This is a genomic window from Congregibacter brevis, assembly GCF_045689245.1.
GTDB classification, from domain to species: Bacteria; Pseudomonadota; Gammaproteobacteria; order Pseudomonadales; family Halieaceae; genus Congregibacter; species Congregibacter brevis.
Map to the genome: position 1 here is coordinate 292,855 of NZ_CP136865.1, position 16,247 is coordinate 309,101.

At 54.3% G+C, this 16,247-nt stretch carries 16 protein-coding genes; 9 read left to right on the forward strand and 7 right to left on the reverse strand.

What is annotated here, in order from left to right; genetic code table 11:
• Positions 1 to 3: 3 nt before the first annotated feature.
• On the reverse strand, positions 4 to 855 hold the full coding sequence (locus R0137_RS01265; RefSeq protein WP_407327934.1) for a hypothetical protein: 852 nt from the start codon (positions 853 to 855) through the stop codon (positions 4 to 6).
• A gap of 4 nt (positions 856 to 859) precedes the next feature.
• Positions 860 to 2,206 carry a glutamine synthetase family protein gene (locus R0137_RS01270; protein WP_407327935.1) on the reverse strand — a complete coding sequence of 449 codons (1,347 nt, stop codon included), beginning with the start codon at positions 2,204 to 2,206 and terminating at the stop codon, positions 860 to 862.
• A gap of 165 nt (positions 2,207 to 2,371) precedes the next feature.
• On the opposite strand from R0137_RS01270, the gene R0137_RS01275 reads away from it, so the two are divergent.
• From R0137_RS01275 to R0137_RS01290, 4 genes are all read left to right on the forward strand, one after another.
• The gene (locus R0137_RS01275) at positions 2,372 to 3,652 is read left to right on the forward strand and encodes an NAD(P)/FAD-dependent oxidoreductase (RefSeq protein ID WP_407327936.1); all 1,281 of its coding nucleotides are present in this window, start codon (positions 2,372 to 2,374) and stop codon (positions 3,650 to 3,652) included.
• Positions 3,649 to 4,680, forward strand: a complete 1,032-nt coding sequence (gene epmB, locus R0137_RS01280; RefSeq protein ID WP_407327937.1) for an EF-P beta-lysylation protein EpmB — start codon at positions 3,649 to 3,651, stop codon at positions 4,678 to 4,680. Before R0137_RS01275 ends, epmB begins: the two co-directional genes overlap by 4 nt.
• Positions 4,681 to 4,802: 122 nt before the next feature.
• A complete protein-coding gene (locus tag R0137_RS01285) occupies positions 4,803 to 5,636 on the forward strand; it encodes an outer membrane beta-barrel protein (RefSeq protein WP_407327939.1) in 834 nt (277 codons plus the stop codon).
• A gap of 26 nt (positions 5,637 to 5,662) precedes the next feature.
• Positions 5,663 to 7,216, forward strand: coding sequence for a tetratricopeptide repeat protein (locus R0137_RS01290; RefSeq protein WP_407327941.1), 1,554 nt, complete (start codon positions 5,663 to 5,665; stop codon positions 7,214 to 7,216).
• A 65-nt stretch (positions 7,217 to 7,281) separates the two neighbouring features.
• On the opposite strand, the gene R0137_RS01295 is transcribed toward R0137_RS01290, so the two are convergent.
• Complete coding sequence (locus tag R0137_RS01295; protein ID WP_407327942.1) at positions 7,282 to 7,686, reverse strand: SgcJ/EcaC family oxidoreductase; 405 nt, start codon at positions 7,684 to 7,686, stop codon at positions 7,282 to 7,284.
• A gap of 49 nt (positions 7,687 to 7,735) precedes the next feature.
• Complete coding sequence (locus R0137_RS01300) at positions 7,736 to 9,397, reverse strand: SulP family inorganic anion transporter (RefSeq protein ID WP_407327943.1); 1,662 nt, start codon at positions 9,395 to 9,397, stop codon at positions 7,736 to 7,738.
• 139 nt (positions 9,398 to 9,536) lie between these two features.
• Here R0137_RS01300 and R0137_RS01305 point away from each other — a divergent pair, with 139 nt between their 5' ends.
• The 5 genes from R0137_RS01305 (at position 9,537) to R0137_RS01325 (ending at position 13,733) form a co-directional block, all read left to right on the forward strand.
• Positions 9,537 to 10,466, forward strand: coding sequence for a hydrogen peroxide-inducible genes activator (locus tag R0137_RS01305; protein ID WP_407327945.1), 930 nt, complete (start codon positions 9,537 to 9,539; stop codon positions 10,464 to 10,466).
• 130 nt (positions 10,467 to 10,596) lie between these two features.
• Entirely contained in the window at positions 10,597 to 11,136 is a 540-nt protein-coding gene (locus R0137_RS01310) for a hypothetical protein (RefSeq protein WP_407327946.1), read from the forward strand.
• Positions 11,137 to 11,185: 49 nt separating this feature from the next.
• A complete protein-coding gene (locus R0137_RS01315; RefSeq protein ID WP_407327948.1) occupies positions 11,186 to 11,896 on the forward strand; it encodes a crotonase/enoyl-CoA hydratase family protein in 711 nt (236 codons plus the stop codon).
• Positions 11,896 to 12,519, forward strand: coding sequence for a tRNA-(ms[2]io[6]A)-hydroxylase (locus R0137_RS01320; protein ID WP_407327950.1), 624 nt, complete (start codon positions 11,896 to 11,898; stop codon positions 12,517 to 12,519). The genes R0137_RS01315 and R0137_RS01320 overlap by 1 nt, the downstream gene beginning before the upstream one ends.
• Positions 12,516 to 13,733 (forward strand): hypothetical protein, encoded by a 1,218-nt coding sequence (locus R0137_RS01325; RefSeq protein WP_407327951.1) that lies wholly within the window; start codon positions 12,516 to 12,518, stop codon positions 13,731 to 13,733. The genes R0137_RS01320 and R0137_RS01325 overlap by 4 nt, the downstream gene beginning before the upstream one ends.
• 27 nt (positions 13,734 to 13,760) lie before the next feature.
• Here the strand turns inward: R0137_RS01325 and R0137_RS01330 are convergent, their stop codons facing one another.
• From R0137_RS01330 to R0137_RS01340, 3 genes are all read right to left on the reverse strand, one after another.
• On the reverse strand, positions 13,761 to 14,867 hold the full coding sequence (locus R0137_RS01330) for a zinc-binding dehydrogenase (protein WP_407327953.1): 1,107 nt from the start codon (positions 14,865 to 14,867) through the stop codon (positions 13,761 to 13,763).
• 165 nt (positions 14,868 to 15,032) lie between these two features.
• A complete protein-coding gene (locus R0137_RS01335; RefSeq protein ID WP_407327955.1) occupies positions 15,033 to 15,587 on the reverse strand; it encodes a methylated-DNA--[protein]-cysteine S-methyltransferase in 555 nt (184 codons plus the stop codon).
• Positions 15,568 to 16,191 carry a LysE/ArgO family amino acid transporter gene (locus tag R0137_RS01340; protein WP_407327956.1) on the reverse strand — a complete coding sequence of 208 codons (624 nt, stop codon included), beginning with the start codon at positions 16,189 to 16,191 and terminating at the stop codon, positions 15,568 to 15,570. The genes R0137_RS01335 and R0137_RS01340 overlap by 20 nt, the downstream gene beginning before the upstream one ends.
• Positions 16,192 to 16,247: the final 56 nt, after the last annotated feature.

Genomic DNA, 16,247 nt, shown 5'->3' on the forward strand with positions numbered 1-16,247 from the left:
AATTCACCAAGCTTTTGGATCGGAAGCCTGAGATTCCTGCGTTTCCCGCTGCCAGTCGAAAACATTCAGCTCAATAAAGATAAACGCAAATAGCCACATACTCGCGTCATAGAAGTCGAGGAACTTGCCTGCAATTCCCCAGTAAACCGCCGCAATAAACAAGGTGGTGTAGACGCAGTACTTGAGATAACGGGTACCGTCTAAAACGGCATCTGTAAGGCTGCCTCTAAGCTGCAGTCGCACTTCGATCTCAAGTACCACAACGACCAATATCCATGCCGCTGAATTGATCACGTCTGTCCAGGCTAGAAGCCGACTGGCATGCAAGGTTTCAGCATCAGCCACAATATTGAAATCGCTTATGCGTAAGGCGGCATCCGCCACCACCGAGCAATTTTGGGCACTTAAGGGTTCGTATTCGTCCAGCGTGAGTAGCAGCGACCAATCGTTGGAAAGCTGCGTACATCCGTTCCACGCATCCATCGGCGTAACCTTGTATAGCGTAATGAGTTCCGCGCAATAACCAGTAAAAGCCCACACGATGGCAGCACCACAAAGGAGACGAATGCCGTGAAGCGCAAACTTTACCGAGCCGCGAATTTTCTCGTCATCAAGCACCGAAGTTTCCAGCTCAAACAGTAATAGCAGCACCACCCAGGCCGCGGTATCCAGGGTCGCCGCAAACACTTGCACAAACTGGCTAAGCGACATGGCGCCGGTAAAGGTGTGCTCGAGGGAACTGGTCTCTTCGCGCAAAAAGAGGAACACGTTCCCCAAAAGAAGCAGGTAGGTCAGGTACTTAACCGCAGTGAAGATGCGCCCGCGTAGACTGGGCCCGAAGACAACCGTGCTCATGTCGTCATACCTGCAGGAGCAAGTGCTCACGTTCCCAGGAACTAATAACCCGATTAAACTCCTCGAACTCATCAAGTTTGACGGCGGCATAGGCGCGCAGAAACAAATCGCCAAACAGATCGCAGAGGGCAGGCGTGCTGCCAAGATTGCGGAGCCCCTCTTCCAGAGTTCGCGCCACTTCGACGCTGTCCTCATTGGCTGTGCCCATATGAGGTGCCGTTGGTGTGAGCTGCTCTTGCATACCCACCAGGCCACTTGCCAAGGACGCGGCAATGGCCAAGTAGGGATTAGCATCCGCACCGGGAAAGCGGTTCTCAACGCGAGTCGCCGCAAGCTCGCTATGGGGTACGCGGAACGCGCAGGTTCGATTGTCCAGGCCCCAATTGAGATTGATGGGCGCCGATATCTCTGGTGCCAGACGACGATAGGAATTCACGTTGGGGGCGTAAAGACTAATTAGCTCCGGTGTAAATTTCTGCAGCCCGGCGATGTAACTCATGAAGGCTGCTGAGTGCTCACCATTTGCATCAACAAAGATGTTGTTGCCTGCGGCGTCCAAAAGGCTTTGATGGATATGCATGGCACTGCCGGGTTCACCTTTCATTGGCTTCGCCATGAAGGTCGCGTACATATCGTACTTGTGCGCGGTCTCGCGTACCGTGCGTTTAAACACAAACACCTGATCGGCAAGAGACAGCGGATCACCGTGACGGAAGTTGATCTCCATCTGCGCGGCACCGTTTTCGTGAATTAGCGTGTCGACATCGAGAGACTGAGCATCTGCATAGTCATACATATCCTCCACAAACTCTTCGAACTCAGCAACCGCATCAATGCTGTACGACAGTCGCGCCGTTTCCCGACGGCCACTGCGTCCCACGGGCGGCACAAGCTCGTTGTCCGCATCTTCGTTGCGGGCCACGAGATAGAACTCCATTTCCGGAGCTATCACTGGCTGTATACCGGCTTCCTCGTAGGCATTTAAGACCTTGCGCAGTACCGACCGCGACGCCAGAGGATGTAACTCGCCAGCTTGGGTATAGCAATCATGGATGATTTGCGCGGTGGGTTCTCGAGCCCAAGGCACAAGCCGCATGGTGGACTCGTCTGGGCGCAGTAACATATCGGTATCGGTGGGCTCGACGAAGTCCCAGTGTTCATCGCTGTACTCGCCCGTAACCGTCTGGACCAAAATACTTTCCGGCAGCCGCGGATCACCGTGAGAGATAAACTGATGCGCGGGAATGAACTTGCCCCGCGCATTCCCTGTCATGTCCGGCACCAGGCATTCGATCTCGGATATCTGCTGCTGCTTCAGCCAGTCAGTGATGGTCTTGTGATTCGCCGTCATTCGATGCTTCCTACGATTTAAAAAGAGTATCGCAGTAGCCCCGTAGACCTCGCAATACCCACAAGAGGCTAGTCCTGATCGTTTTCGACCACAGAGTCGCGAGGGTTTGAACGCTGCGCTACTATGCTGCGGTCTAAAGTTTTTTTAGAGTTCAACGCAAACACAATGAACGAACCGCACGTTAACTCCTGGTATGCCGCTACCGCCAACTTCGCAGCTAGTTTTCCTCCGCTGATAGGCAGTGAGCGCAGTGACGTTTGCGTTGTTGGCGGCGGATACACAGGGCTGTCAGCAGCTATACACCTACGCAAACGGGGCTATAGCGTCACACTTCTCGAGGCCAACCGCTTGGGTTGGGGGGCGTCCGGGCGAAACGGCGGTCACGTGGGCACCGGTCAACGAGCAGATCAGGACGCTCTCGAAAAGCTGGTAGGTAAACATCAGGCTAGAGCCCTCTGGGACCTCGGTCTCGAAGGTGTTGCCACCGTATGTGAGCTCATCAACGAGTTTGCGATCCAGTGCGAGCTCAAACAAGGAAACCTTCACACCGCCTGTACCAAAAAGGCCGCGAAGGAGTTTCAGGAGGAAGTTGATCACCTGCGAACAGCCTATGACTACGAGCATGTGCGTTACGTTGCGGCTGATGAGCTGGGAACCATGACCTCGGCTCAAGGCTTTCATGGCGCTATATTGGATACGGCCTCCCGCCATCTACACCCCCTCAATTACTGCCTAGGTTTGGCCCGCGCTGCCGAGGAACTTGGCGTGGTGATGCACGAAGGCAGCAGAGTTACTCACTACAAGGAAAGCACAGCTGTAGCCGTGCATACAGATGGCGGGCAAGTTGACTGTGAACACCTGCTCCTTGCTTGCAATGGATATCTTGGAAAGCTAGAGCCCCGTGTCGCCGGCCAGATAATGCCCATCAATAACTACGTCGTAGCCACGGAGCCATTGGGCGAAGACACCGCAGGGCGGTTGATCCGAGACGACACCTCGATGTCAGACTCACGCTTTGTGATCAACTATTGGAAGCTTTCCGCTGACAACAGACTGCTCTTTGGCGGAGGCGAGTCCTACACTTCGCGCTTTCCCAGTGATATAGCGAACTTTGTGCGCCCCTATATGCTGAGTATCTACCCTGAGCTCGCCGATACCCGGATCGACTATGGTTGGGGAGGTACGCTGGCCATCACTCTCAATCGTATGCCCGCGCTGGGCTACGTGTCGCCGCGAATTTTGTACGCTCACGGCTACTCCGGACATGGCGTACCCATCGCGACACTGGCCGGTAAGCTCGTGGCTGAAGCAATAGCTGGCACCGCCGAACGCTTCGATGTGATGGCAAACGTGCCCACGCCAAAGTTTCCCGGCGGCACGCTACTGCGGTGGCCAGGTTTGGTAGCAGGTATGCTCTTTTACAGCTTGCGGGATCGCTTGGGATGACAGCTAATACAGCGCTTCTTCAAATACACAGCAGCCAAACCTGGAAAGAGCAGTTGCAAGATGCGATACGAACCCCCTCAGCGCTTGCCTCTGCTGTGGGCCTGACGTTAGAGCAGCTGCCCTACTCCAAAGACGCCGACGACTCCTTCTCGCTTCTGGTTCCGCGAGCTTTTGCCCAGCGGATGGAAAAGGGCAATGCTAAGGACCCGCTGCTGCGTCAGGTGCTCGCGGCAAGTGGGGAAACACTAAAGGTCGAAGGCTTCAATGATGATCCCGTCGCGGAGACCAGTCTCTACGCTGACACTCCGGGCGTCATACGCAAATATCATGGACGCGCGCTTCTGATCGCAACGGGACAATGCGCTGTGAACTGTCGCTACTGTTTTCGACGCGCCTATCCCTACACAGACAATGTACAGTCAAGCAAAGAGCGCCTTGCAGCCATCGATCAGCTACTCGAGGATTCGGACATTGGCGAGCTGATTTTGAGCGGGGGCGACCCTCTATTGCTCACCGACGCCAAGCTTGCAGCGATCGCCGAGCGGCTACGTCAAAGTGATCGGCAAATCACACTACGTATTCACACGAGACTGCCCATCGTGATACCCGATCGTGTTACCGATCAGCTGATTGATGCATTAAGGCCCAAAGAACAACCCGTGGTGGTGGTCGTTCACAGCAATCATCCCGCGGAAATTGATAACTCTACTGCTCAAGCTCTCAGCCGTTTACGCAGCGAGGGGGTCACCGTGCTTAATCAATCCGTGATGCTGCGCGGAGTTAACGATAGCGCAGAGATACTAGGCCAGCTAAGCGATCGCCTATTTGCTGCCGGGACCATGCCCTACTACATTCATATGTTGGACCCAGTGTCAGGGAGTGCGCACTTTGAAGTACTTGAATCTCAAGCACGCCAGATTCTGGGGCAACTTGCCGCTATGCGGCCCGGTTACCTCGTCCCGAAGTTAGCTGTTGAAGTGCCCGGGGCCAGTAGCAAACGTGAAATCGCGCCGGATTACTTCGAATAGGTTGGCCACCGAACTAGGGTGGCGGACGCTTATTGAATCTGAACATCCTCCTTGGCAGGCGTATACTACAAACTGATAAGAACCACGCTTAAGCGTGCATTTGTGTTTGGAGTGTTTTAGCGATGCTATTTAGAACCGCCTCTCTTTTTCTAGGCATGACAGCGCTTTTGGGTGGAGTCGTGCATGCCAACGACGATGAGAGTGCTAAATCCCACTTTTTCGACGATACCCACAAGATCTCCGTTGGCGCGACACGTCAGTCAACGAGCCTAACCATTGGCGTCACCACCGAGAATTTTGACCCGACCCCCATCTCCCTCGATGACCTCGGTATTGATAACAGCGACAACTCATATTTCGTTGATTATCGGTACCGATTCAAGCCCCGATGGTCCTTATTTGCCGGGGCATACTCGTTTTCCGGTACCGGGCAGCGGTTGAGCACGAGAGATTTCAACTTTGATGGTCAAGAGTTCACCGCAAATACCCAGATCGCGGCCTCTTTGGATATCGATACCTACATGGTGGATGTTTTGTATGCGGTACACCGAAGTGACAACCTAGAGATTCTCTTGGGTGGGGGCCTCCATGCTCTGGACTTCGGCGTGGGCATTTCTGGCCGCATTGAAATTGACGGCGAAGTCCTCGAAGCAGCAGCGGCAGGCGAAACATTGCTTGCGCCAGTGCCCAACCTTCGGGGGTCCGCAAGCTGGGCTGTCAATGATCGTGTGTTCTTCAGCTTAGTTGGTGGCTGGTTATCTGCAACCGTGGACGAGTACGATGGCGATTTCACCTATGCCCATCTCCGTGGTTACTATCGTTTTGGCGAGCAGATTGGAGTATCCGTCGGGTATCAGATCACAGACATCGACATTACCCGTAAGGGCGCGCTGAGCACCACATCAATCAACGCGCAACTTGATGGCCCAACCGTAACGCTCACTTACAGTTTCTGAGTCCGTCGTTTTAGGCAGCAAAATCCATGGCAAGACAATTGACCAGCGCCGAGGCCATGGGCCTGGCAGCGCAACACGAAAAGACAGGCAATATTGATGAGGCCAAGCGCCTGTACGCACAAGTCCTGAGCGTAGAGCCGGGTAACAAAAAAGCGAAGAAGGCACTCAAAGCGCTCAGAGGCAACAGCAAAGCCCCTCTCAGTGCGGCTGACTTTGAACGAGTGGCGCGATTGGTAAATGCCGGCAAACTCGATGCGGCTCGCGCAGACATCAATAAACTTTGCCGACAGCATCCCGAGCAACCAGCACTCCATAATCTTCGAGGCGTGGTACTGAGCAGACTCTCTGAGCCTGAACATGCTGTAGAGGCCTACAAAGCCGCGCTCACTTTGGAACCCACATTCTCAGAAGCGCTTAACAATCTAGCTACCGCCTTCACAGACTTAAAGCAGTACAAGGAGGCGCTCGGGTGCTACCAACAGCTGGTGAACAGCGGTACCGCCGATGCGGAGGTTTACGCCAATCTGGCAAGGGCGTTGCGCGGTGCAGGGCAGCAAGAAAATGCCTTGGAAGCGCTGAGGCGCGCCCTCAAGCTCAACCCTTTGTACACAGATGCCTTTAACGATATTGGGAACCTTCTCAACGACTTGGGGAAGCACGAAGATGCGGTGAAAGCCTATGAAAGTGCTTTGAATCTTGAGCCGCGCCACCAAAAAGCATTGCTGAATCTGGCTCAAAGCCACAGTGCCATGAACCAGCCTCTATCCGCGCTTGAGCTTTATCAAGAGTCACTCCAGGTTGCACCGGAAGATGAACGGGCCATTCGCGGAGTGGCAAATACCTTGCTGGCTCTGGGTCGTGATGATGAAGCAGTGCAGCATCTGGAGCATTTATTGAAACTGCTGCCAGGCGACAAATCCACCCAACACTTAATCGCCGCTGCTACCGGCAAACAGTTGACCCGCGGCGACGCGGCTTATGCTCGAGCTGTGTTTGAAGTCTATGCCGCAAACTTCGAGAAGCACCTCACCGAGTCACTCGAGTATTCCGTACCCGATAAGATCCCCAGCTTGCTAGAAGCGCTTGATAGCGAGGATGCCTGGTACAAGAACGCCCTTGACCTTGGCTGTGGTACCGGACTCGTCGGTCTACAAATACGCAGCTACTGTGAGCAACTCACTGGTGTCGATGTTGCCCCTGCCATGCTGGAGAAGGCGACGGAGAAGGCCGTCTACGATGAGTTACTCCTGGGCGACGTAAGCACAATATTGTGTGATTCAGAGGAAAGCTATGACTTGATACTTTGCGCGGATGTGCTGATTTACATTGGAGCACTCGAAGAAGTATTCGCCGAAGTTGCCAAGCATTCGAACCCTGGTGTTCGCTTTGTTTTGAGCACCGAAATGCTCGAAGGGAGCGATCTCAAACTTCAGCGGTCGGGGCGTTTTGCCCACTCAAGTGACTATGTGATTCGCTGCGCCGACAATGTAGGGATGAGTCTGGTTCATCAGGAGGCCATCCCTTTGCGCAAGGAACGGGGAGAATGGCTACCCGGCGAGCTGTTTGTTTTCACAGTGTAAGAACGAAAAAAGGCGCTGCGTCATAAGGTGCAGCGCCTTTTTGTACCGTCCTGCGGGAACTCTCTTTAGGCTGCAGCAGTTTCCTGCTGCGGGGCAGCTACCACCTCAGGCATAGCAGAGCTGTGGTGCTCAACAATCTTCCATGCGCCGTCGATCTCGCGATAGAGGTACGTAAACCGCGCAGTAACCTGAGCTCCATCACCGAAGGTGAATGTATAAACCCCAGAATTGATCGCGAGGCCGTCGGCAAGAAAGCGAACATTCGCTTCGTCAATCACACCTGCTGGCTTCTTGGCGAGAAAGTTCACAAAGTAATCACGAATCTCTTCGTGGTTATGTCGCACCTGATTGGAAACCGTGGGCAACAAAATCGCATCCTCTGCATAGAGCGCTGTCACTGTATCGGGGTTACCCGTCGCAAGTGCATCGTTCCAGCTCTGGAAAAACTTCAGTACGTTTTCTTCGTTCATGTTGATCTCCTTAAATTTCACGTCAACAAAAGTTACTAACAATGGGCTGTTATTGAGCGGCGACAGCTTGCACAGGTCTTACCGAACCACCGCGTTCATCCGTTCCACTGCGGCCTGCAATCTCCTGCAAAGCCTCGATTCGAGTGTCAAAGTGGGCGTCATCCGACAAACTATCATCTGACCCCAAACTACTCAGAGTATCCTTAATCGTTTGGGCCATACCCGTTATGTACACCCGCTTACCGGCCTTGTGAGCATCATCGGCAATGGTTTCGACGGCGCGCGCTGCGGAAACGTCCAGGAAAGGCACACGATTGAAATCCAGAATGATGGAGTGCGTAGCTTGCTTGTAGCGTTCTCTCACGTGGTGGCCCACGTCGGCCGCTGCGCCAAAGCTAAGAGGCCCGCCAAATTCAAAGATCGTGACTTGAGTCCCGAGACGATCCAGCAGCACCTGCTCATCGTCAGAGGTTTGTGCATAGGGGCGAGAAGCCAACTCCTCGAGTTGGATTTTTGCGACCTGTTGTACATAAGCCAGCGCCGCCAAAACCACACCAGCGCCTACCGCGGTAATCAGGTCGACAAAGACCGTAAGACCAAGAACCAACGCCATGAGAGCAAGATCCCAACGGGGTCCGCGGTGCGCCCGCTTGAGGTAACTGAAGTCGATGATGTCCATACCTACCTTGACGAGAACCCCCGCAAGGGCCGCATGCGGTATGACTGAGGCAACAGAACCGACACCCAGAACCACCGCCGCAAGTACCACCGAGTGGATCATGCCTGAGAGCCGGGTGACACCGCCGGAGCGAATATTGATAACCGTACGCATGGTCGCACCGGCACCTGCGATGCCGCCGAACAAACCTGCTACTGCATTACCCACGCCCTGCCCGATAAGCTCCTTGTTAGAGTCATGACGGGTACGCGTCATGTTATCGGCAACCAGGGACGTCAACAGACTGTCAATCGAGCCCAACACCGCCAGAATAAACGCAGCCTCAAGTACCAGCATCATGGCTGACTGATCAAACACGGGCATGTGCAGCGAGGGAAGGCCCGAGGGGATATCGCCGAGAATTGGCATCGCAGGCATGAAAAGACTCAGCACGGTGCCGATAGCCAGAGCAGCGAGCGCGCCAGGGACATAAGTGCCCCATTTAGTAGGCCACTTATAAGCAACAACCAGCGTCACCACACCAACCACCAACGCCGAGTAGTTGATATCTGAGAGCACTGTGGGCAAGTGCGCCAGCGCATTCAAAGTGCCGGACGGCGATTCATGACCAAAAAACGCATCTGCCTGAAGGATGATGATAATCACGCCAATACCGCTCATAAAGCCGGAAACGACGGGATAGGGAACCAAACGAATGTAATTTCCCGCGCCGATGGCACCGAAGATGATCTGGAACAGACCTGCAAGCATAACCGCTGTAAAAATAAGGCCCACATCACCCGAGAGGCTGGCAAACAGTCCCGCGAGGACCACCACCATGGGGCCCGTTGGGCCTGACACGTTAGTCGGGGTCCCGCCAAACATTGCGGCAAAGAATCCAACAATGATGGCGCCATACATACCCGCAATGGGTCCCAAACCCGAGGCGACACCAAAGGCCAGCGCCAGAGGAATAGCCACCACACCGGCGGTTAAGCCGCCGTACACATCGCCACGAAGATGGCTCAAATCAAACTTTAACAACGATCTCATAACGGGTTCCTGCCCCAATAACGAGGGGATTTCTTACTAGACCGTCGTACTATGGATCTTGTGGTGCACAAAACAAACACAAGCTTTTCTTTTCTGTTATAGTTTTTACCTATATAGGTAATCGCTATGGTACCCGTTAGTGGCGACAATCAAACAAATCCAATATTTTCAGGCGGTCGCCGAAACTCAGTCCATTCGTAGGGCGGCCGATCGTCTGGACATTGCCCAGCCAACGCTTTCGACACAACTCGGGTCGCTGGAGAAGAGCCTCGGGGTGACGTTGTTTGAGCGCAGCCGCCGGATTACTCAACTCACTCCCGCCGGCCGGCAGCTCCTGCCTGTGACAAAGCAACTCATCGGCCAGTGGCATGAGATGCAAGAACTCGCGCACACCCTTTCGGACACAGCGGCCTCGACGCATCGTATGGGCGTGCCTCCTACTCTAGGGCCCTATCTACTGCCCAACATCGTCCCTGCCATCCATAAGCAGTTCGATCGATTAAAGCTATACGTTCGAGAAGAGCCACCCAGCCAATTAGAAGCAGGGGTCAAAGAGGGCCGCCATGACTTGGCGCTGGTTCCCTTACCACTGCGATCCAGCAGTCTGGCGGTCGACGTGCTGTTTAGGGAGCCTTTGCTCCTCGTAGCATCCAAGGAGGCTGGCTTAGCAGTTGATGGGGTGCTTCAAGAGCAGGAACTCTCCGGAATGAGTATTCTGGGTCTGGATGAACGCCACCAGCTCCATCAGGAGGTGCAGCGGATCTGCGAGCGCACCGGGGCGGTACTTAACAGAGACTATGAGGGCACGAGTCTCGATACGCTCCGTCAGATGGTCGTGATGGGTATGGGAGTGGCTTTTTTACCGGCGCTATATATCCGCTCTGAAATCCATCGCCCCGAAGAACTGGACGTGATTCGTATCGAGGGCTCCAGGCTCTATCGTGAACATGCTTTGGTATATAGAAATGGCAGTCCCGTACGACACCTCTATCAGGCTCTTGCGACACTCATTCGAGAGCGTATGACCGAGTCATTCAATGATGTTGTTACGCCAATCTTTGATCGCTGAGTAAACTGTGCGCTTGGGGCCGCTCCGCTAAGGTCTATCACCCTCTAACGAGCAACTTTTCCCCGAGCTGGATATCGCGTAGCATCCCGCCCCAAATACACAGCAAGTCCCTGTTTTGGAGTCATTTTTCATGAGCCGCAGTCTTTTTATCTCTATCCACCTATATCTCTCGTCGTTCTTCGCGGCAGTTGTTGTACTAGTTGCGTTCTCGGGTGGCATGTATCTGTTGGGCGTAAAAGGTTCGCTGGAAACAACTCCCGTCGGCCAAACCGACGGTGGCGTCGCACTGATGAGCGACCCCAGCAAAGAGGCGGTCCTTACCGCACTTTCAGCGACGGGTATTGAGGACTTCAGCTTCGACTATGTCATCACCCGCGGTGACACTCTTTACACTCGCCCCACATCGCGCACCTACTACGGCCTAACGATTGATGGCGACAGCGTGTCTGTCAGCCGCAACGAGCCCAGCTTCCAGAAGCGTATGCAAGAGCTACACTTTGGTCACGGTCCGTCCATGTACCGGGAGTTTCAGAAAGTGTTCGCTGCCGGCATGCTGTTCATCATCTTGAGCGGCGTTTGGCTTGGACTCTCATCATCTCGTCTTCGCGTAAGAACACTCATCGCGGCGGGCAGTGGTTTGATCGTATTCCTGGGCTTGGTGATGTCCTGATCCACCTACGGACACCACCAATCACCTTCCCTAGAAAAGGAACACGAAAATGTCAGAACTGGTAACAATTGAAGAAAACGAAGCCTATACGATGATCACCATGGATGATGGCAAAGCGAACGCACTGTCGTTTGCGATGTTTGAGGCCGTTAATGCCGCGCTCGATACAGCGGAAGCCGCTGGCAAAGTGACCATCATCGCCGGACGACCCGGTAAGTTTTCCGCAGGGTTTGATCTGTCGGTCATGGGCGCTGGCGGCGACCCCATGGTCAAACTCCTGCGTATGGGCGTAGATCTTTCCGTGCGCTTATTGTCCTTTAGCACCCCCGTCGTGTTGGCCGTCACCGGTCACGCACTGGCCATGGGTGCGCTACTCTGCCTGTCAGCAGACTACCGCGTAGGTATGAAGGGCAACTACAAGCTGGGGCTTAACGAGGTCGCCATAGGTATGACACTACCTTGGTTTGGCATCGAGCTCGCCCGAGCTCGGCTCGCCGAAACTCACATAAACGATGCTGTTGGCCTGGCTCATGTTTATGATCCCGGTTCCGCTGTGACCGTTGGATATATTGACGAGGCGGTTGAAGGGGAGCAGTTGATCAGCCGTGCCGTGGAATTAGCTACAGGCTACAGCGCTCTGAACATGGCAGCCCACAAAGCAACCAAGGCCCGTATTCGCGAGCCATTGATGGCAAGCCTGGAAGAAGCAGTTCGCCGTGATTTTGCAGCGGGCACCTCAGCGATCGCCGCCAGTAACTAATGGGGGCATCGCTCCAACAAGCAGAAGCCTCAGTCACGGAGCCCTCCTCCACTAGCCCACTGTTGTTCGCAACACCGAGCGGCTGGGTAGACGCGGTGCTAGGGGATTTTGATCGCTTCTTGCTGGACCACGCCGCCGCAGAAAAAAAGGCTTCAGGGATGGCGATATCCATGCTCTCCCACTATCCGGACCGCGTGAAGCTAGTTGAAGCTATGGCTGATCTCGCCATCGAAGAGCTATCCCATTACCGCGAAGTAGTGAAATGGATACATCAACGGGGTGGGCGCACCGGTGCTGACGAGAAAGATGCCTACGTCGGTCAGTTTCGTAAGTCGATTCGCGATGGCAAGGAAGACTATCTCCTCGACCGCTTACTCACCGCCGGCATTATTGAGGCCCGGGGAGCCGAACGGTTTGCTCTCATCGCAGATGCCCTGGAGCCCGGTCCGCTACAAAAATTTTACCGAGCGATAGCACGTTCCGAGGAACGCCACTTCGAACTTTTCCTTAAGCTTGCAAAGCTCTACTTTGCCACGGATGTGGTGGCCGAGCGCTGGCAAGAGTTGCTGGAAGATGAAGCCGCGATAGTGCGATCACTCCCCTTGCGCGCCGCCCTGCATTGAAAGGCGTTGCGCAGTATCTTCTGCGCTATGCCGTCCCCGAAGCTCGGGCATTCTCAGATCTTCTCAGCAGTGAGCGAGAGCGCTCCGAGTTTGGCACTTGGAAGAATGTGCTGGTTATCCCTTCCTATAACGAATCCCCTGCATTCCTGAAAAACCTCCGCCAGTATTCGAATGTCTTGCTGATTCTTGTACTCAACCGCCCTGACACTGAACTGAATTTCAGCTGCAATGATGAGCTTCGGGACTCCGTCCACAAGCTCAAGGAACTGTCTTATCATCCAGACATCGGCAGCACTCTGCGGTGTGTCGATGCTAATCGGCGGAATAGCGTACTACTGATCGAGCGCCCAGTACCCTTGCCGCATAAAGAGGGGGTCGGCCTGGCTCGCAAGATCGGCTGTGACGTTGCGCTCGCTCTGGGTAATGCGGGTCTGGTGGCAAGCCCCTGGATCCACTGCAGCGATGCGGATGCAACATTACCTGAGGAGTACTTTTCGGCGGCAGATTCTAGCGATACCGCTGCGGCGGTGACCTACCCGTTTAGACATCTAACACCTGACGACAGCCAGCAGCGACGGGCGATCGAGCTCTACGAAAACTATCTCGACCACTACGTTGAAGGGCTTAGCTGCGCAGGCTCTCCCTATGACTTCCACACGATCGGTAGCTGCATTGCAGTAAAAGCAGATGCTTATGCGGCAGTAAGGGGGTTCCCGCGCCGCGCGGCGGGTGAAGATTTCTATCTGCTCAATAAGGTCGCTAAGCAAGGCGACATTCGCACTCCGGCCATTGCGCCCATTCTATTGTCCGCAAGAGTCTCAAACCGAGCCCCCTTTGGCACGGGTCCAGCTATAAAACAGCTGCTCGACGCACACGCGATAGAGTCCGTTCCGTTTTTTTACGACCCCAGATGCTTCGACGGTCTCGCGGCGCTCCTTAGCTACGTCAAAGAGTACGGCGCGCCAAGAATTAGCATCAGTGAATTTAAGGTGGGCTTACAAGGGCATCCCGAGCTCTTCGTTGCGATCAAAGAACTGGGGCTTGAGAAGTTTCTCGCACACGCAGAAAAACAATGCGCCGATAAAGACGCATTCATTCTTCAGTTTCATCAGTGGCTTGATGGCTTTCGTACGCTCAAGCTGATTCATGCTTTGAGCGATTACTGGCCGAAATTGACCGCGGCGGAGTCCGAACAAATCCGGACCCGCCACTGATCTGTGCCTCAGGATCAGGCGGGAGGATTAGGCGTGGGGTGTAACCAGGTACTTTTCGCCGGTCTTCATGGTGCGGTAATCAGTAGCCGCCTCTTTTGTGAGCATCTCTTCCAAATTCACCCGGCTCTTATAAGAGCTAGCGAAAGTTGATGTCAGGCCCGCTAACACGCGCTGACGCATACGGCCCATAGTCTCAAGACCGGCAGTCGCCAGGAACGGTGTAAGCAGCCAACCAGACAGTGTCCAGCCGAAGCCATAGGCGGGAGTCAGCGTTGTCGGAGTAAAGTCCAAGCGGCCGTAGATGTACATCTTTTTGGCCTGCTCCGAACCGTAGCGCGAAAACTCGGTCATCTTACTGACGGCAACCTGCTCCATAGCCTTAAAGCAGGTATCGACCATGTTGCCGCCGCCGATAGGATCAAAACCGTAGTAAGCGCCCGTGGTTTCGATCGCGCCCTTTAATTGCTTGAAGTAATCGTCATCGGATGAGTTCACAACGTGCGTTGCGCCAAGACCCTTAAGCATTTCCACATGCTCAGCTTTACGAACAATGTTTACCAGTGGGATATCGTCTTCCTGACAGATCTTCACCAACATCTGGCCAAGGTTTGACGCCGCAGCGGTGTGAAGAATAGCGCTCTTACCTTCCATTTTCGCGGTTTCGACAAAACCGAGAGCGGTCATAGGATTCACAAAGGCAGATGCACCTTGCTCTGAAGTGATATCTCCCAGCGGAAGACACATGCCAGCATCGGCATAGCAATACTGTGAGTAAGCGTTACCTGGTACACAGGCAACTCTCTGACCCACGAGCGCCTGAGCGGCTTCGGTATCACCGGCCGCAATAACGGTACCGGCACCTTCATTACCTACCGGCAGTCGCTGTCCGTGGCGTGCTTTTTGAGCGCTGTAAAAGGGCTCAGGCATATCGGCAACGAACTTGCCCGGCGTGTATTCAGCGTTGTCTAGATCAGCAGCGCTGGTGAGAATTGCCAAGTCAGAAGGATTGATAGGCGCCGCTTCCATCTGAACGAGCACGGAGTTGCCCTTAGGAGCGGCGAATTCTTTCTCTACAACCTCAACGGTGAGTTTGCCATCCGCGAGGGTGCTGTATAGCTGCTTTCCTGTAGTCATCGACTGATGTCCTTTTTTGCTACGAAAGATTCGGGGCGGAGAGTATAAACGCCAAACGGCAAAACTGCGCGCTCAGGATGTGTGTAGTAACACTGTGTCTAATCACTTATCGCCAAGGGACACTGCGTTTGTGAACGAAGCCGATTGATCTGCCTGGCCGAGAGCCTATTCCTCGCTAAAGAAAGGGTCATCAAACAAGCCTGGAGTATCTCCAAATTGCGTCCCTTCCAGCGTAAGCAAGCTGAGCTTGGTATCTACGCCACCGTATGCGGAGAATCCAGTTAACTTCCCGTTTGCACCGATAACACGGTGACATGGCACAACGACTGGCCAGGGATTTTTACTCATTACGATCCCCACAGCCCGGGCAGCACCCGGCTGGCCTATCTCCTTAGCAAGATCACCGTAAGAAACGATTTCACCCCGTGGGACTCCTCTCAATGCACGGTAAATCAGTGCGTTAAAAGGAGACACGAGCGAGTAGTCCAACACTAAGTCTTCCATCGCCACCGCCTCGCCGGAGAAATACGCTAACAGTGCGTCGCGAGCCTCTCGGGCAAAGCTTGGCAGTGTTGCCGGAGCAGATGTCATGTTCGCGGCTATCATCCGAGCCTCAGTCTCGGCGGGCGTAGACTCGGGGAGCTGAACACGCGCCAAGCCAATATCATTCCAGCCGATAGCGCAGGTTCCGAAATTTGTTTCAAAGAGATGAAAAAGCATGGCGAAGTAATACTATCGCAAGCACCCACATGATAACGCCAATCATGCCATCCAATACCTGCCAAGCCGCAGGTTTTGCAAAGAGCGGCGCGAGCCAGCGCGCACCGAATCCTAAGGCTGCAAACCAGATAAAGCTCGCCGCACATGCCCCGAAAACAAACCACGGTTGCAGCGCTGCCGGCTGCTGTGCGCCCGCGGTACCAACGAGTAACATGGTGTCGAGGTACACATGGGGGTTCAGTAAAGTGAATGCTGTGGCTTGTAACAGCGCCGCACCCCGACTGAGCGAGTTACCTGTTTGGTCAACATTCAACTCTCCCGGTGTTCTCGCTCGAGAAATAGCACGCCAACCATAGATCGCCAGAAAAATAGCTCCCGCCAGGGCCATGCCTTTAGCAAGCCATACGAGGTCGCCCAGAGCCGCTGCCAAGCCAAAAACACCGGCAGAGATCAATAGCGCATCGGCGATCGCACAGAGTAAAACGACGCTACCCACATACTCTCGTCGCAGCCCCTGGCGCAGCACAAACGCGTTCTGAGCGCCTATGGCAATAATCAGACCAAGGCCCAGAGAGAAGCCTTGAAAGGTAGGGGCAACGAACACTATGAAAGACTCAATAGCGACTATCAATCAGGGAGAGGTTTTCTGGTTGCGCGCAA